Genomic DNA, 16,508 nt, shown 5'->3' on the forward strand with positions numbered 1-16,508 from the left:
CTTACTTCGGTTTGAAGTCCACGTTGTCCCAATAGTCTTTTCCATAGTCAAAGAAAATCTCGGCTCCCGCGGGGATCGTTTTTAATACTTTAAACCTTGCCGTTTTCCATCTGACAGAAGTGATGAGTTCCGCGTTGGGTTTTGAAGAGTGGTTGATGTAACGGGTGTAATTCGACTCGCGGCCTTCCCCGTAAATCCACCAATCCTTACAGATCCAAAGTAGGTATTTTGAGTCTACGTATTTGTTTGATTCCGCTTGTTCATCGGTAATGATTTTACCCATATAATAACCTACGGTATCTCCCTTATATAATGTTTGTTTGGTGAATAGTCCCATTCCGATATTGGGAACAGAGGAAGGTTTTACAATAAAGTCACTTTCGGTATACACTACCGGTTTTCTTTTTTTGACCTTCTTTATCGATTTCTTTTTCTTCATTTTCTTCCTATATGACATAAGAGGAAAACAATTCTACCTTGTAAAGCGATTGGTATTTAAGATTGGATGGTTGGCTTACCGAACTTTAAAGGACGAGGGGGATTCTATGATCCGAGAACCACAAAAACCAACGGAAGAGAAAACCAATGTTGTGAATCTGGCGATCTACCGAGCCAAAAAAGCTCTCGAACGAGACGGGTTTGAAGTGGTAGAAAATCCAGACGGAAAGATTACCCTTGTCATTCGTCTTGCGAAATAACCACCCCCTAGGATTTTGGATACATGACAGCTACTCTGGAAGGCACCCGCATCGGAAACGGACAAAAACATTGTGTCATCGTTTCAAAGTTTAATGAATTCATTACCGAGTCTCTACTCAAAGGAGCAAAAGATGCATACAGACAACATGGGATCGCTGATTCCGATGTCACTGTGATCTATGTTCCCGGTGCCTTCGAACTCCCACAAACTGTAAAACGTGTTCTTGGGTCAAAAAAATACCAATTCTCTGCCATCGTTTGCCTTGGGGCCGTGATTCGCGGAGCTACTTCTCATTATGATTTGGTTTCTGGGGAAGCCGCTAAAGTAGGATCCGTGGCTGATGGATCGGTACCTGTGATTTTTGGAGTCATTACGACGGAATCGATCGAACAAGCCATCGAAAGAGCTGGCACCAAAGCAGGTAACAAAGGATACGAGGCAGCCACCACAGCTATTGAGATGGCAAATCTTTTCAAAGAGATCGGATGAGTTCTAGACACCGCGGGCGAAGTCTCGCCCTAATGTGCCTCTACCAAATTGACCTTGTCGGAACCGATCCAGAACGGGCGATGAAATTCGATTGGTATGATAAAAAAATCACTAGAGAAGAAAAGGATTATGCCGTCTTTCTTGTGAAAGGAGTGGTCGAAAATCGAAAAGCGATCGATACTCTAATCAAGAAGTATTCGGAGAATTGGGAACTTTCGCGTATTTCCGTGGTCAACCGCTGTATTTTGCGTTTGTCGATTCTTAGTTTGCAAAAGGAACCTTTCCTTGCGGCCCCCGTTGTCATCAATGAGGCGGTGGAACTCACTAAAGAATTTGAAACAGACGAATCGGCTCAGTTTATCAACGGACTACTGGATGCCTTCTATAAGAAGGAGATCGTAGCGAAAAATCCCAAATAAATAAAGAATGGATCCCATCCAAAAAAACCGGTTTCGCATTGAAGAGCAGTCTTCACAGCCAAGTTATTACCAGGAAGATCCATACTTACGGAACCTGGGTAGAGAAAAAGAAACCACTTACGAATCAGAAACCAGGGCAGGTCGTCCAGTTTTATCTTTTTTGTTTTGGACATTCCTTGTTCTACTTGTCCTTGGGTTTTTAATTGCTGGATACTGGTGGTATCTACAAAAAAAACAAAACCCAGAAGAGATTGCCAAAGCTTTAAAGAACTTACCCACAGATAAAAAAGCTTTAAACCTTCTTGTCGATAAACCTTACCTTCCAGATGATTCCGTAAATCCTAAACTAGCCGCTTGTCTTAGTGCCTATCACAACCGTTATGTGAACCGAGTGGGAAATGTTTGTGAGGAGTTTTTAAATTCGCCGGGAAGCGATGAAGATAAGTCCATTGCACTCACTGTCCTTGGTGTGATGTATGATGAAGCAGGTCGTTATATCAATGCCATCGAACGATTGGAAAAAGCCATCCAATACGATTCCAAAAACTACTTTGCTTTTTATAATCTTTCTCTTGCACTCAAACATGCAGGGAAATTTGAAGAGGCAAGGCGAGCTGCCGAAAGAGCCAAAGAAATTGCACCCAATGATTACCGTGTGGCACTCCTGCAAGGAAATTTATTCCAAGAGATTGGAGATCCTGCCAGTGCCATCGAAGCTTACAAAGAAGGGCAGTCACTAGCACCCACAGATGTCACTCTGACTTATAACCTTGCCATCAGTTATTTGAAACAAGGTAATATCGCAGAATCTATTTCTGAATTCCAAAAGGTCGTACAAACAGCGCCCAATTCCCAAACCGCTGTTTTGTCTTATGGCCATTTGGGAACGATCTTTTATCAAAGAGAAGATTATGATAGAGCCGAGTTTTATTTCCGCGAAGTGATTCGCTTGAAAACAAATGATGCCAAGTCCTACTATAACTTAGGTTTGGTGTATTTGAAAAAGAAAGTGCCAGAAGAAGCCGCTAAATACTTTCAGAAAGCCCTTGATTCCAATGCCAATGAACCAGAAGTGTATCGTTATATTGCAGACGCATTTCTATCGATGGGCCAAACCAATATGGCCATCACTGCCTTAAAAAAAGCTTTGTTACTAAAGCCTAGTGATGTGGATTCCCTTTTTGCATTGTCTGAGCTCTATTATAAAAAAGGGGAACTGGTAGAGGCAGAAAGCCTCTTTCGCCGGATCATCCGTCTGACCCCTGGAGATACGTATTCGGAAACGGCTTACGTAAACCTCGGAATCATTTTAGATGAGATGGAGCGCTATTCAGAAAGTATCACTGCTTTTGAAGGGGCACTTGCACTCAATCCAAAAAACCAATCTGCCTATTACAACTTGGGCCTAACCTATTTACATGCTGGAAAACCTACGATGGCCATTGAGTCCCTTCGTAAATCGCAAGCCCTGGATCCGAACCACACCCAGTCACGGCTTGCCATTGCTGATTACTATTTAGAAAACCGATTTTATTCAGAAGCGATTGCTGAGTATGAAGAAGCCATTGCTTGGAAACCGGAACTGTATGAAGCAAGATTGAAACTGGCGGATGTATACATCCAAACCAAAAACTATCCTGCCGCCGAAAAGGTGCTCGTATATGTTTTGGAAAACGCTAAGGATCCAAAGGAAATCAAACTTGCTCATAGAAAACTGGCGCTTAGTTATGCGAGTAGTGGAAACTCTGGTCTTTCCAGAAAAGCCAAAGAAGAAGCATTTCGCGCTACCCATATTGACCCAGAGGATATGGAATCAAAGTTAGTCCTTTCCAAAATTTTAATCGATTCCGGTTCCCTTGTTGATCGTGAAAAAGCGATTGAGGAGCTAACTGTTATTACTCGCTCTGATGTCACTCCTACCATTTCTTCCAAAGCTCACAATTATTTGGGAGTTTGTTATTTTAAAAATGGGGAATTTAAACGGGCACTTTCCAGCTTTCAAACAGCGATTGATTTAAACCCAAGCCTTACGGAAGCCTATGAAAACAAAAGAGCAGCAAGAGCTCAGTATGAAAAATCCCTGGAATCTAAAAAGAGAACTTATTTTTGAGTTTGTTCCAATTTTTACCCCATAAAAAATTCCCAGAGTTTTATGAAGAATGTCGGCTTACCGGTGTTCTTCGGTACCTTCCTGCAAAACAGAGAGAGTATGGGGATAGTTACTTTATGGAAGAATACAAGTCCCAATACAAAAAATCCTATTACGAAGATGAACCGAACTTACGTTTGATGGCAAAACGTAGGCTCCAACATCTGGAAACAGTGGGGGCAAAACCAAAAGAGAGTTCTCTTTTGGAAATTGGATCGGCCGCTGGTTTTTTTTTAGATGAGGCAAGAACCTGTGGTTACCAAACCAAAGGCCTAGAACTTTCTCCGAAAGAAGTGGAATTTGCAAAATCCTCTCTTGGCCTCGATGTAGACCAAACTTCTGTTCTGTCGGTGGCAGAAGGGGATTGGAAAGATTCGTTTGATCTGATCGCCGCTTTTTTTGTCATCGAACATATAGAAGACATCGAAGGGATTTGGAAACGAATGAAGGCCTGGACTCGGCCTGGTGGGTATCTTTATTTAGCGGTTCCTTCTAGTTTTGGCCCCAGTTTCCGAACAAACCCCAAGGAATGGTTTTCTACCCATCCCTCCGACCACTTTTTTGACTACTCTGTTCACTCTTTGAAAAAACTCTTGTCAATCCTTGGCTTTGAAGTGAACTATGTTAGACCTATGTCGTATCACTCCTACCGGGATTTAGGCCTTCGTGGCAAACTCCCCGAATGGCTGTATCGACTGTATGCAAACCAATTTGCCTATGGTGATACCATCGAACTGATTGCCAGAAAAAGAAAACACTGAAATCCAATATGAAATTTAACGAATTACCCTTTCACGAGTCATTAACCAAAGCTTTAGAAAAAATCGGTTACACAGACCTCACTCCTATCCAAGCCAAGTCCATTCCATTTGCAATGGAAGGAAACGACCTCACGGGGCTTGCTCAAACCGGAACCGGAAAGACTATGGCTTTCTTACTTCCCACCCTCCATAGACTTTTGTCGGCAACGGAAGAAGAACCTTTGCCTTATGCCCTTGTCCTTGCCCCCACAAGAGAACTCACGATCCAAATTGCTGAAGAAGCAAAAAAACTTTTAGAATTCACCGACTTTGGTGTGGCTACGATCATTGGGGGAACGGATTACCGCTCCCAAGAACAGGCGTTAGGTAATAAAGCTTGTCTCATTGTCGCAACGCCAGGTCGTCTCATTGACTTTGTCAAAAACCACGGCCTCTCTTTGGAAAACATCAAAGTAGTGATTCTCGACGAAGCGGACAGAATGTTCGACATGGGATTTGTCCAAGATCTTAAATACATCTTTCACAAATGTAAAAATAGAAAACAGTCTCTTCTTTTTAGTGCTACCTTAAGTTACGAAGTGGTAAGACTTGCCAGTAAGTATTTGAATGATCCGATTGAAGTCCATATCAATCCAGAAAAAGTCATCACTGAAAGAATTGACCAAACCTTACTCCACCTAGGACGTGAAGAAAAACTTCCTTACCTTGTGAATTCTCTTTTAAATAACCAGATAGAAGGTCTTGGCATTATATTTACCAATTACAAGATGAATATTCCTAAGATTGTTTCTGTATTGCGAAAATTTGGAATCACTGCGACTGGACTTTCTTCCGAACTCGACCAAAAGAAACGAATCCGTCTTCTACGAGATTTTAAAGCAGGAAAGTATAAGTATCTGATTGCGACAGATGTTGCTTCCCGTGGGATCGATATCGAAAATATCGATGTGGTTTATAATTATGATCTACCACAAGATGCAGAAAACTATGTGCATAGGATTGGTCGGACAGCGCGTGCGGGAAGAAAAGGTATGTCGATTGGATTTTGTTCCGAGACAGATTATACCGAACTCGAACGAATTGAACGTTACCTGAATTCCAAAATTCCGATCGGAGAAATTCGTGAAGAGTATTTAGAATTTCCTAAAGGTGAGTTCACTCCTGTATTTGCAGACGAAGCCATCCCTGGTGAAAAAAAATACCAAGACAGGGAGAGGGGAGACCTCGGAGGTCGTGGCGGGAAACCAAGACGTAGAGGGGACAACCGAGGCGGCGAACACAGGTCAGGTGATCGAAATGAGAACCGATCAGGAGACCGTGGACGTGGGAAAGGACGGGGGGAAAAACACCATCCGCCAGCAAAGATGTCACACCCACACCATCATGAGGGAGATGGAGACCATAAACACCCGGCCAAAATGACTCACCATGAATTCAAACATGGCCATCAACCCAAGGATGGGAAAGGTAAAGGCCAACATAAGAAAAACCAATCGGGAAAACCTTATCAGAAGAACGACCCAAGAAGAAATCTCTTCGATATCAACGAAGTGAAAAAATCTAAAAAACAGAAACAATCGATTTGGCAGCGAATTCTTTCTCTTTTCAAAAAAGATTAATCCTTTTTTGCTTTTGTCTTTTTCCAAGTTTCGTAGGAGCTGAAGTTGCCAAACTTCCGCTCTACGGGAAAGGAAACTATGTGGCATTTTCCGATCTAAAAACGGTAATGCCAGAACTTACAACAAAACTAAAAAAATACACAAGAGTTGGTTCCATTTACACACCCCAAGGGAACTTACAATTTCGTTTAGGATCTAGTTTTTATACCCTGGATGGTAAAATTTATAAAATCCCCAAAGCCATTTTAAAAAAGGAGGAAGATGTATATCTTCCTTTGGATTTAGTGGAGTCGATTTTACTAAACCTAATTTCCTATGACGTTCGTTACCAATTCAAAGAAACGGAACTTTGGATTCTCGTTCCTAAAGAACCATCTCCTAAACGAAATCTCAATGTGAAAGCCATTGTCATTGATGCGGGGCATGGAGGAAAGGACCCAGGCACTTCCGATCCAACTGGATATTTTGAAAAGGATGTAAGTCTCGGTGTGGCTCGTTATACCTATTTATACTTAAGAAAATACTACCCAGAAATTCGGGTGCAGATGATTCGAAAAAATGATACCTTTGTGGAGTTAGAAGACCGTTCCAAAATGGCAAATCAGATGTTGCAGGACACACGGGATGTGGTTTTTATTAGTTTCCATTGTAATGCATCCCTTTCGGATAAGGCAGCCGGTTTTGAAGTCTATTATCTTTCCCAAAGTCCAAGCACAGAAGCCGCCAGAGAGACTGCCATTTTGGAAAATCGTTATGTGGGAAAACATAAGAACCCGGTTGTTTCTCAAATCCAGTCGCAGATGTTATCCAGTGTCACCCAAAGGCGGTCGCGGAAATTGGCGAGCGCCGTGGCAGAACAGTTTGAAAAGGGTTTGAGTCCTGAGATCCCATCTAGGGGAGTGAAAAAGGCAGATTTTTCCGTCTTGCGAGGAAGCCTTATGCCTGCTGTACTTGTGGAAATGGGGTATCTGACAAACCCAGAAGAGAGTAGGAAATTACGGGATAAAACCTACCAAAAAAAAATTGCACGTAGTGTCATCAAAGGAATTCATGAATACGCATCTTCAAAAGATTAAGGATTATCTTCTTTCGCTAAGCCAAACAATAAAATTACTCATCATTCGATTTTATAAAATCGGAACAGGGGAAACCAAACTCACAAGAGACTTTATCTTTTTATTTGCCTCTTGGTTTTCTCTCCTAATCTTTTTTAGTTTTTTTATTTTAGCCGAACAAAATCCATTTCGATTGCTTGTTCCGTTTCAATTGTATTCCTATCCTTCATTTGATCACAGAGAACCAATTGTGATTTATATTTCGAACGGAGAAGGGGAACAAATCCCTATCCACAGAAAGGTACTAAAAAGAGAAGAACCGGGCGATTTTATTTATCAAATCGTTGGTGAAGTGGGATCACCACCTTACTTTGATTCCGTGGAAGCTTTGGCAAAAGATGGAAAACTTTTTTCACCTAAAAAACTTTTGGACATTCGTTTTGCTTTAAAGCAGTCCTGGTTTTTAGAAAAAGAATCAAAACTTGTCATCGATTGGAATGTTCAAATTTTACAAGATGTGATGGAAAAATATAGACTACCTCGTACCAAATCCGAGGAAACAAACGATTCCGAAGAGGAAAATCCCAATGCTCCTGTAGACACAATAACCTATTATACTGCTGGATCAGACAGTGGTCCTAAGGAATCAGAAGAGGTGGTGAACAAACGTAGGATCCTTGCAATGGATTCCACAATACGTGCGTTAAATGCAAGCCTTTTTGAAAACTTTATAAACCTCAAATCGATCGAACATCAGTTTTCTGGAGAAGTAAGCCCTGTTTACCACTGGGAGTCCTTGTCCGCAAAAGTCACCCGCCCATAATTTTCGAATTAGAGCTATTCTCTATTCAGTGACGGTCCCCTGAGCCATAAATCAGGGAAATTCCCCTAGATATTCCTATTTTTCAAAATTTGCTTATGGAAAATAGGGATTTGCCGATCATCGTATGGGGGGAATTAGAACTTTTTTTAAAAAAAAATAAAACGCTAAAGTTAGCGAAAAACGCCAAAAATCGTCAAAAATCTTCAATAAAATCTAAAAATACCTCAAAATCTTCAAATTAATTTATCCTATCCGATCACCGACATACAAAGGGAACAAATAGAGATTTTAGGCACCATAGGGGCCTGAAAGCCAGACACAAAAAAACCAAAGAGAGAAGGGATTCTCTCTTTTGCCAGATCAAGTTTCAAGGAGGAAACCAATGATCATAAACCACAATTTAGCCGCGATCAACTCACATCGCGTTCTCAAGTTCCAAAACGAGGAAGTATCCAAAAATATGGAGAAACTATCCTCTGGTATGCGAATCAACCGAGCAGGTGATGATGCATCTGGCCTTGCCGTTTCGGAAAAAATGAGAACGCAGGTGAATGGTCTTAGACAAGCAGAAAGAAATACCGAAGACGGTATGAGCCTGATCCAAACTACGGAAGGGTTTTTGCAAGAATCGAATGATATCATTCAAAGAATTCGAACTCTTGCAATTCAATCGTCTAACGGTATTTATACTGAAGAAGACAGACAAATGATCCAAGTCGAAGTGTCACAACTTATCGACGAAGTGGATAGAATTGCTTCCCAAGCTGAATTCAATAAAATGAATTTGCTTCTAGGTGATTTTGCACGTGGATCAAGAGCAACCTCTATGTGGTTTCATTTGGGACCAAACATGCACCAAAGAGAAAGAGTGTTCATTGCAACAATGACTGCACGTTCACTGAATCTAAAAGGTCAAAGTGGAGAACTCTTGTCTTTATCTACTGCTGACAAGTCAAATGATGCGATCGGAACTTTGGATGCTGCGTTAACTCGCATTAGCAAACAAAGAGCAAACTTAGGTGCTTACTTTAACCGTCTTGAGCATGCTGCGAAAGGGCTCATGAACGCTTATGAGAATACCCAAGCCTCCGAGTCTAGGATCCGTGATGCGGATATGGCAGAAGAAACTGTGGCTTTCACAAAGAACCAGATTTTAGTTCAATCTGGAACTGCTATGTTAGCTCAGGCGAATGTTCGTCCACAAGGAGTTCTTTCTCTCCTTCGTTAACAAACGTTAATGAAGTGAGTGGTTAGTGTAACTGAAGAGTTGTCATTAGATAATCAGCCGGCTTTCCCCTGCCAGGTGGCAAAATGAAAGCTCATCCTTGACACCGGACAGGGATTGTCCGGCTAAGAACGAAACATATACCGTTCTTGGTTATAACACAAAGGAGTGTAGGCCAATGATTATCAATCACAACATGAGTGCGATTCAATCACATCGTGCTCTCAAGTTTACACAATGGGATGTAGATAAGACCATGAGGAACCTCTCCACTGGGCAAAGGATTAACCTTGCCGGTGATGATGCTTCTGGTCTTGCTGTTTCGGAAAAACTACGAACACAAATTCGTGGTTTACGTCAGGCGGAAAGGAATACGGAAGATGGACTTAGTTTCATCCAGACTGCAGAGGGTTTCCTCGACCAGTCGGCGGAAATCATCCAACGAATCCGGACCTTAGCGATCCAGACTTCGAACGGAATCTACACACCGGAGGACAGGCAACTCGTGCAGGTAGAAGTATCTGCGCTGGTGGATGAGATCGATCGAATTGCTTCGCAAGCAGAGTTCAATAAAATGAAACTGTTTGAAGGAGACTTCGCTCGAAAGTCAACGAAAGCATCGATGTGGTTTCACATGGGAGCAAACGCAAGGCAAAGAGAGCGTTTCTACATTGGAACTATGACTTCGAAAGCACTTAAGATGTCTGAAGGAGCGATTAAAATTGCACTCTCGACACCTGGAAAAGCTGACGAAGCGATTGCCAAAGCGGACTTCGCCTTGAACAAGATCATGAAGCAGAGGGCAGATATGGGAGCTTACCAAAATAGGCTCGAAAGTACTGCTAAAGGCCTCATGGGTGCATACGAAAATATGCAAGCATCCGAATCAAGGATTAGGGACGCAGATATGGCTGAGGAAATGGTAGCGCTCACGACGAAACAAATTCTCGTGCAAAGCGGTACGGCTATGTTAGCGCAAGCCAGTCTTCGGCCAAATTCTGTATTACGACTTTTGAATAACACTTAAGTTGTAGAAGGCAAGAGTTGCCTCAAAGACGGTTGCCTCTTTTCGAAGGATACTTCGGGAAGGGGCTTTTTTCTTTTCCCTCTCATTGAAAACTTTAATATTCCATTCTGATGTAGGTTTGAATTATAATTTAACAAGAATTACTTGACAAAAATGTATTTGCAAATCCATTGTTCGTGTTATCAATAAGCAAAGGTTATATGAAAAAAATACTATTTTTAATAATAATTCTATTTTCCGTCCATTGTTCCAATATTTATTCTCCTACAGGAGTCAAAGGAAAAGATGCAAAAAAACAAATTAAGGATTTAAATAGCAATTTAGGATTATTATCCTTTCCTCTCCTTCTTTCCACGGCAAGCTCATCCAGTTCCAACACAAATTATACATGCCCTACCGAATCAAATGCCAATTTAGGTTCTGCAAGTGATTCAACTGCAGCAAATTTTACTTTGCCTGCAGCAAATAATTATGTTGATTTAGATGCCAAAGCGGGTGGTACATTATATTTTAGATCGAATGCCTCTGCATCAAGTACTGCTTATACAGTTAAAGTGTTACAGACTGCAAATACGAGTTCTACTGCCTCTTGTACTTATTTGTCAAGTGCGGGTGCTTGCGCGGGTGCGATCTCTGCAGTTCTGACGTTAACGACTGCTACTACGACAATTTCTGCATCCAATTGTCTTGCGATCAAATGTACTACTGCAGCTTATATCAGAATCCAACCGTCAGCAACTGCCACTAGTGTTCCCTCATCTAGCACTAATTCATTTCTGTCTTTAGCACTAGCACCAAAAATATTAGATTCAGTTTCTGGTATTGAAGATGATAAATATTATACAAAGGAATCTTTAGATAAATGTAAAGAAGGTCTAACCAATATTTCTTTGCTTCAAACTGCCACATTAAGTTCTACTTTTGGTAATTTGAAAGAAGTTTCGTTTTGCAATAAACCTATGTCTGTTATTTCTTCTGGAATTGATGGTAACAGTATCGCTGCCCTTCAAGGAAATGAGTGTAAATTAGAGGAAGTAAATCCTATCGGTTTTTAGTTTTATTATATTAGATCTCTCTTGACTGTAACAAAAGTAGAAGAGGTCTTCCGCTATAGAAAGTGATTCACCTGCAAATCCAAGTGAATTACTTTGTATCTTTAAATTTCATTCTAAATCTGTATAAACATTGTCTGTCTGTCCGTATACAAAAAGTCTTTTTCCAATCAAAACAGCTCGGTTGGCAATGGAGTTGAATCCATAGTTAAAAGTGAGGTTTGGATTGGTACAGGTCCATGTTTTCCCATCATTACTTTGCAAAAGGGCCAAATTATTAAAGACAACGTGAAATTTGTACGCAGTCACATCAGAGTAAACCATACCAAGGACACTGGTATCGTTTGTATTCTGGATGGCGTTACAAGGACGATTGATCCCACCACCTGATGTTTGTTTGATTCTTTCTGTGATGAGAGCCCAAATAATTCCATCGGTTGACTCCCAAAAATCAAAGAGATTCGAAGATCCATTTTTTCCACCGAGTATATAGGTTTTTCCATTTGCATATACACAGCTCCCGGAAGTGCGAGACGGATAGGCGGGGGAAGAGGTGATTCGATTAAAGGAACCTCCAGAATCAGTGGTTCTGTCGACAAAACCATCTCCCGGTAAATACGCACTTGTACCATTGTATTTCACCAGACAAAAACCTGGGTCAAAGATACTTGTAGTCCAACCAGTTCCGCTTACGTTTGGCGAATGGTAATTCGACAATTGGAATCGACCCGTAAAGGCTGCAAAAATATTTGCATTGTTAAAATTGTTGAGGGGATCACCAAACTGAGTGTAAGTGGTTCCGTCCGTACTAGAATAGATTCTTGTTAGAGGGATTGAATTTCTGATATAAATGGCATAGGTTGTGATTCCAATTTGGTCAAATACCAAGGAATCTGTTGGATCCGGAGTCCCAAACGGAGAAGGGAAGGATGTCCAATCTCGAGTAGGCCCATTGTTTAATAGCGCAAACAACAAAATCGAATTAAAAAGTCCATCTGGCGTTTTTGGATTTAACATACTGCCTTTTGGATTTGGATTCACTCGACAATGGAAAAGGAGGAGTAGAGAGAAAAATACTATGATACGATTAAAGACTTTTGTTGTTATTTTGATGTGGCCCATTTTTAGAATACCCAAGTGTAGCCAATTTTATAATCTACACTCCCTGATGTGATTCTTTGTTCTCTGGAATATAAATGAAACTGGTCTGAATTTATCATTTCAGCTTTGATATTGAGTCCTGCTTTTTTAACGAATGAAGTATATGGCTTAGAATTTTTTTCGGTACGAAATAACATAGAATCTATGAAATTAATTAAGAAAACACTAATGAGGATGTCAGAGGCGGTGTTGAGAGAATTGGCAGTGGATCTATATTCTGATACCAAATTGATTTTATCCATATAATACAAGGAAAATCCTGCATTCCCTGAACCTAAAATTACCAAGGAACGAAAGTCGTTTTGAAACTCAGACTTAGCCTTTTCGTGTTCATTCCAAGCATTATGGTAGTTAATGGCGGCACCTAAAAATGTTAATAAGTAAACAGATCCCCAAACTGGTTCGTCCCAATGGAATTGTCCTAAGCCTGGAAGAATTGTTGACCTAACAACTACATCCCAGCGAATTTTTTTGGGATTTTCCGTTGGATTTATTTTTTTGTTTTGATTGGTCGACTCAAAACTTATGTTTTCATCTAATTCAATTTCATTCTTTGTTTGTGGTTGGTTTTTTTTGTTTTCAACTTCAATGATTTTTTTTACTTCTTTTGCATTTAGGTCTTTGTAAGTTACTTTTAAAATATCGATTTTTGGGAATTGGAGGATAATCCCATTTTTTTCTTTCAGTTTTAAAAACTCTCTATTTTGATCGATGACACTACCATAAAAAGTTTTTCCTGATTTAAGAATTACCGTTTCTGGAAAGAGGGAATGAGTGAGTGAAATAGAAATGAGAAGGGTTAGGTAGAATCTAATGTTCATTTTCAATTTTTAATCCAATCATTGATAATCACGAAGTGGTTGGTCCGTAATCCATTTTTTGGATAGTCACATGTGAATCCACTAAAGTTAGTGAACTATCATTTATGGCAAGCAAAACAAAAATATCCAGAGTTAATGGATGCTAGAAACAATATTATGGAAAGTTAGTAAGTTTCTAATCATCAACAGCTTTCAATTTTCGCAGTTGGAATTTTATTCTAAATCAGTATACGCATTTTGAGAATTATAACTAGATGTTCCATATAAAAACAATCTTTTACCTACAAGGACAGCTCTATTGGAAATTGTAGAGGTTCCCGAATAATAAACATTATTACTTGGGTTAGTACACTGCCAACTTTTTCCATCTTTACTTTGTATTAGTGCTAAGTTATTTCCTATAACGTGGTATTTGTATTCTGTTTCTTCTGAATAGGCAAATCCCATGATTCTTGAGTTACTAAAATAATCACAGGGACGATAAAAACCACTGTTTCCCTCCGGTTTTACCGAAGATGAAATTTGAGTCCAATTGTTACCGTCAGTAGATTCCCAAAGATCAAAGAAATTCGAATCGGAACTTTGGCCACCGAGTAAAAAGATCTTTCCATTTTTATAAGTACAGAGTCCAGAGGACCTAGAAGGAAAACCGGGGCTACCTGTAACTAAGGTAAAATTTGCACCCTCATCGACTGTTTTGTTTACGAACCCATTTCCTAAAACATAGGCACTTGTATCTGAATCTTTCACCATACAAAATCCACTGATTGTGGTATTAGGATTCCATATACCACCAGAATTGTTGGAGTAGTTGTCAGACAATTGTATTCTTGTGTTAAATACGGAAAAAACATTAGTGTTTGCTGTATTTACTGTTACACCTAACTTTGAGAAATTGGTTCCATCGTTGCTTGAATAAACAATCGAAGTATTATTTGAGGAATTAACATAGAGTGCATAGGTTGTTTGGTTTTTTCGATCAAGTGAAAGTAAATCCGACGAATTGGTGCTTGTAAAGGGTGTGGAAAAACTGGTCCAATTTCTTGTTGGACCTTTTCTTATTATTTCAAATAAGGCACTAGTGATAAAAAAACCTGCTGGAGTCCCTTGGTCGAGTAAACTTCCATTTGGTTTTTCATCAACTCTGCAGTTCTGCGAAAAAAGAATACAAACTAAATAAAAACTGAATGTAAGTTTATGTTTGAAAATAGAGTTAAGAAATTTCATTTTAAAATACCCATGTATAGCCGATTTTATATTCCACATTTCCAGATGAGAAGTTTTGTGGTTTAGAAGACAATGCAAATGGATCCATTTGGTAAACTTCCGCTTTCAAATTTAATCCAGTTTTTTTACCATCTGAGGTAAGAACCGGATCTTTATCTGCCCGGTATAACAAGGAATCAATTAAATTAATCAGAAATACTCCGACTAAAACATCAGCTGCTGTGTTAAGTGATTTTGCAGTTTTTTTGTATTCCGATGATAAATTGTTTTTATCAAAAAAATTAAAAACAATGCCGGCATTTCCAGTGTTTAAAATGATTAGTGAACGGAAATCATTTTGATAATCTGATTTTGCTTTTTGGAAGTCATTTAAGGAGTTATTATAATGTACTAATGCACCTAAAAAAGTTGTTAAGTAGACAGACCCCCAAATAGGTTCATCCCAATGGTATTGCCCTAATCCTGGTAAAATGGCAGACCGCGCCACAACTCCCCAACGGATTCTCTTGGGAGCCACTTTGAAAGTTTTTTCAATCGTTTCAATTCTTTGATTTTGTTTTTCGAGTTCACGACTCAAACTTACCACTTCGTTTGAAAGAGCAATAATTTGTTTATTTTGTTCCATCAATCCGGTGATTAAATCATCATTTAATTCATCACTTGCATTAGCCGAGGATTCTGATTTTTGGTTTGCGACATCAACAATTTTATTAACTTCTTTTTCGTCCAAATCTCTATAGGTTACTTTGAGGATATCATTCCTTTGAAATTGTAAAACATTTCCTTCCTTATCCTTAAGTTTTAAATAATCTATATTTTGATCGATGACACTACCTTTGAATGATTTTCCTGATTTTAAAATTACAGTTTCAGGAAAGATAGAGAGAGTTATGATCAAAAATAATAGTAAAGAGAAGTAAAGTTTGATATTTAAGTTCAATTTTTTTTCCTAGAAGAAAGATAGTTTTGAAAGGTGGTTAGTTTTTCAATTCCAGGTAAAATTCGATTTTCGGTCATTTGACTATTCGAATATTCCGGAATTAGGTTGTCCGAACCTTTCTCATTTATATTTTTTGATATAAGTTTTTGGGATTTATATTCTTTGGAATTATCCATCGATTGTTTGGAATTGTTTCCATCCAAAGAAGGAATTTTTTCTGTCGTATTGTCATTTTCTAAATTTGCAAATTCGGTAGAATCTGAGGATTTTAAATAATTCAAAAGGTTGGTTAGCTCTCCACTGAATTCCCCCAAGTCTTTGACGGTAGAACTTAAATCGGAAAGTAAATGGGGAAGACGTATAGCTTTGGGACCAACAAAATCGTCTTTTGCTTCCATCGATAATTTTTTACCTTGTTCCACCAATATATCGATTTCGGTTTTTAGTTTCGGAAGGTCCGTTGCGAATTCCTTATAAAGATTTAGTCGATCCACCGAACTCAGCTCTAGTTTTTCATGGTCAGTTTTTAAATACTTGGAAACAAGGCGTAACTTCACGATAATTCTTTTCGAATTTTCCAAATATTCGTCATATTTAGGCAATTGACTTGATGGTTTCCCTATTGGTTTTTCTGTTAGTGGGTCTAATTTTTTCCCTTCATATTTTGAATAAGCAGGCAAAATTTCTGACAATTTGTAGTTTTCTGTCGTTATGCATTGATTGAAACTAAATAAAAAAAAGAGAATTGCAATATATTTTCGAATGGCATTTGACATACAAATGAACTAAATGCAACGAACCTTTGTTTATTGCAAGTCAAACAATCGTTTTGTTGTATTATTTAATGCAAAAGTTTTTTAAAGGTTAGTTACTAATTTGTCGCATTTTGTGTTTTTTGTATGATTGTGTGTAGGAGGATGGTCGGCTACATTTATGGTTATCTGTAATTGGAATATTAAGTTTTCGTAAGTAAAATAATACAGAATCCACTTTTAATAAAGAAAATTTACCGAATTAAAAACCAAAATTTTTGCTGTTTG

General features: G+C 39.1%; 17 protein-coding genes. 11 read left to right on the forward strand and 6 right to left on the reverse strand.

Translation table 11 applies throughout. The annotated features are described in order from the left end of the window. Position 1: 1 nt before the first annotated feature. Positions 2–439, reverse strand: a complete 438-nt coding sequence (locus tag ND811_RS10350) for an SET domain-containing protein (protein ID WP_265352192.1) — start codon at positions 437–439, stop codon at positions 2–4. 106 nt (positions 440–545) lie between these two features. On the opposite strand from ND811_RS10350, the gene ND811_RS10355 reads away from it, so the two are divergent. The 11 genes from ND811_RS10355 (at position 546) to ND811_RS10405 (ending at position 11,322) form a co-directional block, all read left to right on the forward strand. After that, complete coding sequence (locus ND811_RS10355; RefSeq protein ID WP_265352191.1) at positions 546–698, forward strand: hypothetical protein; 153 nt, start codon at positions 546–548, stop codon at positions 696–698. A gap of 23 nt (positions 699–721) precedes the next feature. Next, the gene (gene ribH, locus ND811_RS10360; RefSeq protein WP_004783584.1) at positions 722–1,189 is read left to right on the forward strand and encodes a 6,7-dimethyl-8-ribityllumazine synthase; all 468 of its coding nucleotides are present in this window, start codon (positions 722–724) and stop codon (positions 1,187–1,189) included. Further along, complete coding sequence (gene nusB / locus ND811_RS10365) at positions 1,186–1,608, forward strand: transcription antitermination factor NusB (RefSeq protein WP_265352190.1); 423 nt, start codon at positions 1,186–1,188, stop codon at positions 1,606–1,608. Before ribH ends, nusB begins: the two co-directional genes overlap by 4 nt. 7 nt (positions 1,609–1,615) lie before the next feature. After that, positions 1,616–3,718, forward strand: coding sequence for a tetratricopeptide repeat protein (locus ND811_RS10370; protein WP_265352189.1), 2,103 nt, complete (start codon positions 1,616–1,618; stop codon positions 3,716–3,718). Next, the gene (locus ND811_RS10375; protein ID WP_265352188.1) at positions 3,715–4,518 is read left to right on the forward strand and encodes a class I SAM-dependent methyltransferase; all 804 of its coding nucleotides are present in this window, start codon (positions 3,715–3,717) and stop codon (positions 4,516–4,518) included. The genes ND811_RS10370 and ND811_RS10375 overlap by 4 nt, the downstream gene beginning before the upstream one ends. A gap of 8 nt (positions 4,519–4,526) precedes the next feature. Then, entirely contained in the window at positions 4,527–6,137 is a 1,611-nt protein-coding gene (locus tag ND811_RS10380; protein WP_265352187.1) for a DEAD/DEAH box helicase, read from the forward strand. Positions 6,138–6,217: 80 nt separating this feature from the next. Next, positions 6,218–7,213 (forward strand): N-acetylmuramoyl-L-alanine amidase family protein, encoded by a 996-nt coding sequence (locus ND811_RS10385; protein ID WP_265352186.1) that lies wholly within the window; start codon positions 6,218–6,220, stop codon positions 7,211–7,213. After that, positions 7,188–8,015 carry an LIC_10740 family protein gene (locus ND811_RS10390; RefSeq protein ID WP_265352185.1) on the forward strand — a complete coding sequence of 276 codons (828 nt, stop codon included), beginning with the start codon at positions 7,188–7,190 and terminating at the stop codon, positions 8,013–8,015. The genes ND811_RS10385 and ND811_RS10390 overlap by 26 nt, the downstream gene beginning before the upstream one ends. A 382-nt stretch (positions 8,016–8,397) precedes the next feature. Next, complete coding sequence (locus ND811_RS10395) at positions 8,398–9,243, forward strand: flagellin N-terminal helical domain-containing protein (RefSeq protein ID WP_265352184.1); 846 nt, start codon at positions 8,398–8,400, stop codon at positions 9,241–9,243. Positions 9,244–9,418: 175 nt separating this feature from the next. Further along, entirely contained in the window at positions 9,419–10,267 is an 849-nt protein-coding gene (locus ND811_RS10400) for a flagellin N-terminal helical domain-containing protein (RefSeq protein ID WP_015678044.1), read from the forward strand. 200 nt (positions 10,268–10,467) lie between these two features. Further along, positions 10,468–11,322 (forward strand): small lipoprotein, encoded by an 855-nt coding sequence (locus ND811_RS10405; protein ID WP_265352183.1) that lies wholly within the window; start codon positions 10,468–10,470, stop codon positions 11,320–11,322. 108 nt (positions 11,323–11,430) lie between these two features. On the opposite strand, the gene ND811_RS10410 is transcribed toward ND811_RS10405, so the two are convergent. The 5 genes from ND811_RS10410 to ND811_RS10430 all read right to left on the reverse strand — a co-directional run bounded on the left by ND811_RS10410 (position 11,431) and on the right by ND811_RS10430 (position 16,160). Beyond that, the gene (locus ND811_RS10410; protein ID WP_265352182.1) at positions 11,431–12,441 is read right to left on the reverse strand and encodes a hypothetical protein; all 1,011 of its coding nucleotides are present in this window, start codon (positions 12,439–12,441) and stop codon (positions 11,431–11,433) included. 2 nt (positions 12,442–12,443) lie between these two features. Beyond that, complete coding sequence (locus ND811_RS10415) at positions 12,444–13,301, reverse strand: LA_0442/LA_0875 N-terminal domain-containing protein (RefSeq protein WP_265352181.1); 858 nt, start codon at positions 13,299–13,301, stop codon at positions 12,444–12,446. 213 nt (positions 13,302–13,514) lie between these two features. Then, positions 13,515–14,528 (reverse strand): hypothetical protein, encoded by a 1,014-nt coding sequence (locus tag ND811_RS10420; RefSeq protein WP_265352180.1) that lies wholly within the window; start codon positions 14,526–14,528, stop codon positions 13,515–13,517. A 1-nt stretch (position 14,529) separates the two neighbouring features. After that, positions 14,530–15,468, reverse strand: coding sequence for an LA_0442/LA_0875 N-terminal domain-containing protein (locus tag ND811_RS10425; RefSeq protein WP_238753026.1), 939 nt, complete (start codon positions 15,466–15,468; stop codon positions 14,530–14,532). Beyond that, on the reverse strand, positions 15,465–16,160 hold the full coding sequence (locus tag ND811_RS10430; RefSeq protein ID WP_265352179.1) for a hypothetical protein: 696 nt from the start codon (positions 16,158–16,160) through the stop codon (positions 15,465–15,467). Before ND811_RS10430 ends, ND811_RS10425 begins: the two co-directional genes overlap by 4 nt. Positions 16,161–16,508 lie beyond the last annotated feature (348 nt).

It is taken from the genome of Leptospira soteropolitanensis (assembly GCF_026151655.1).
In the GTDB taxonomy this organism is placed as follows: domain Bacteria; phylum Spirochaetota; class Leptospiria; order Leptospirales; family Leptospiraceae; genus Leptospira_A; species Leptospira_A soteropolitanensis.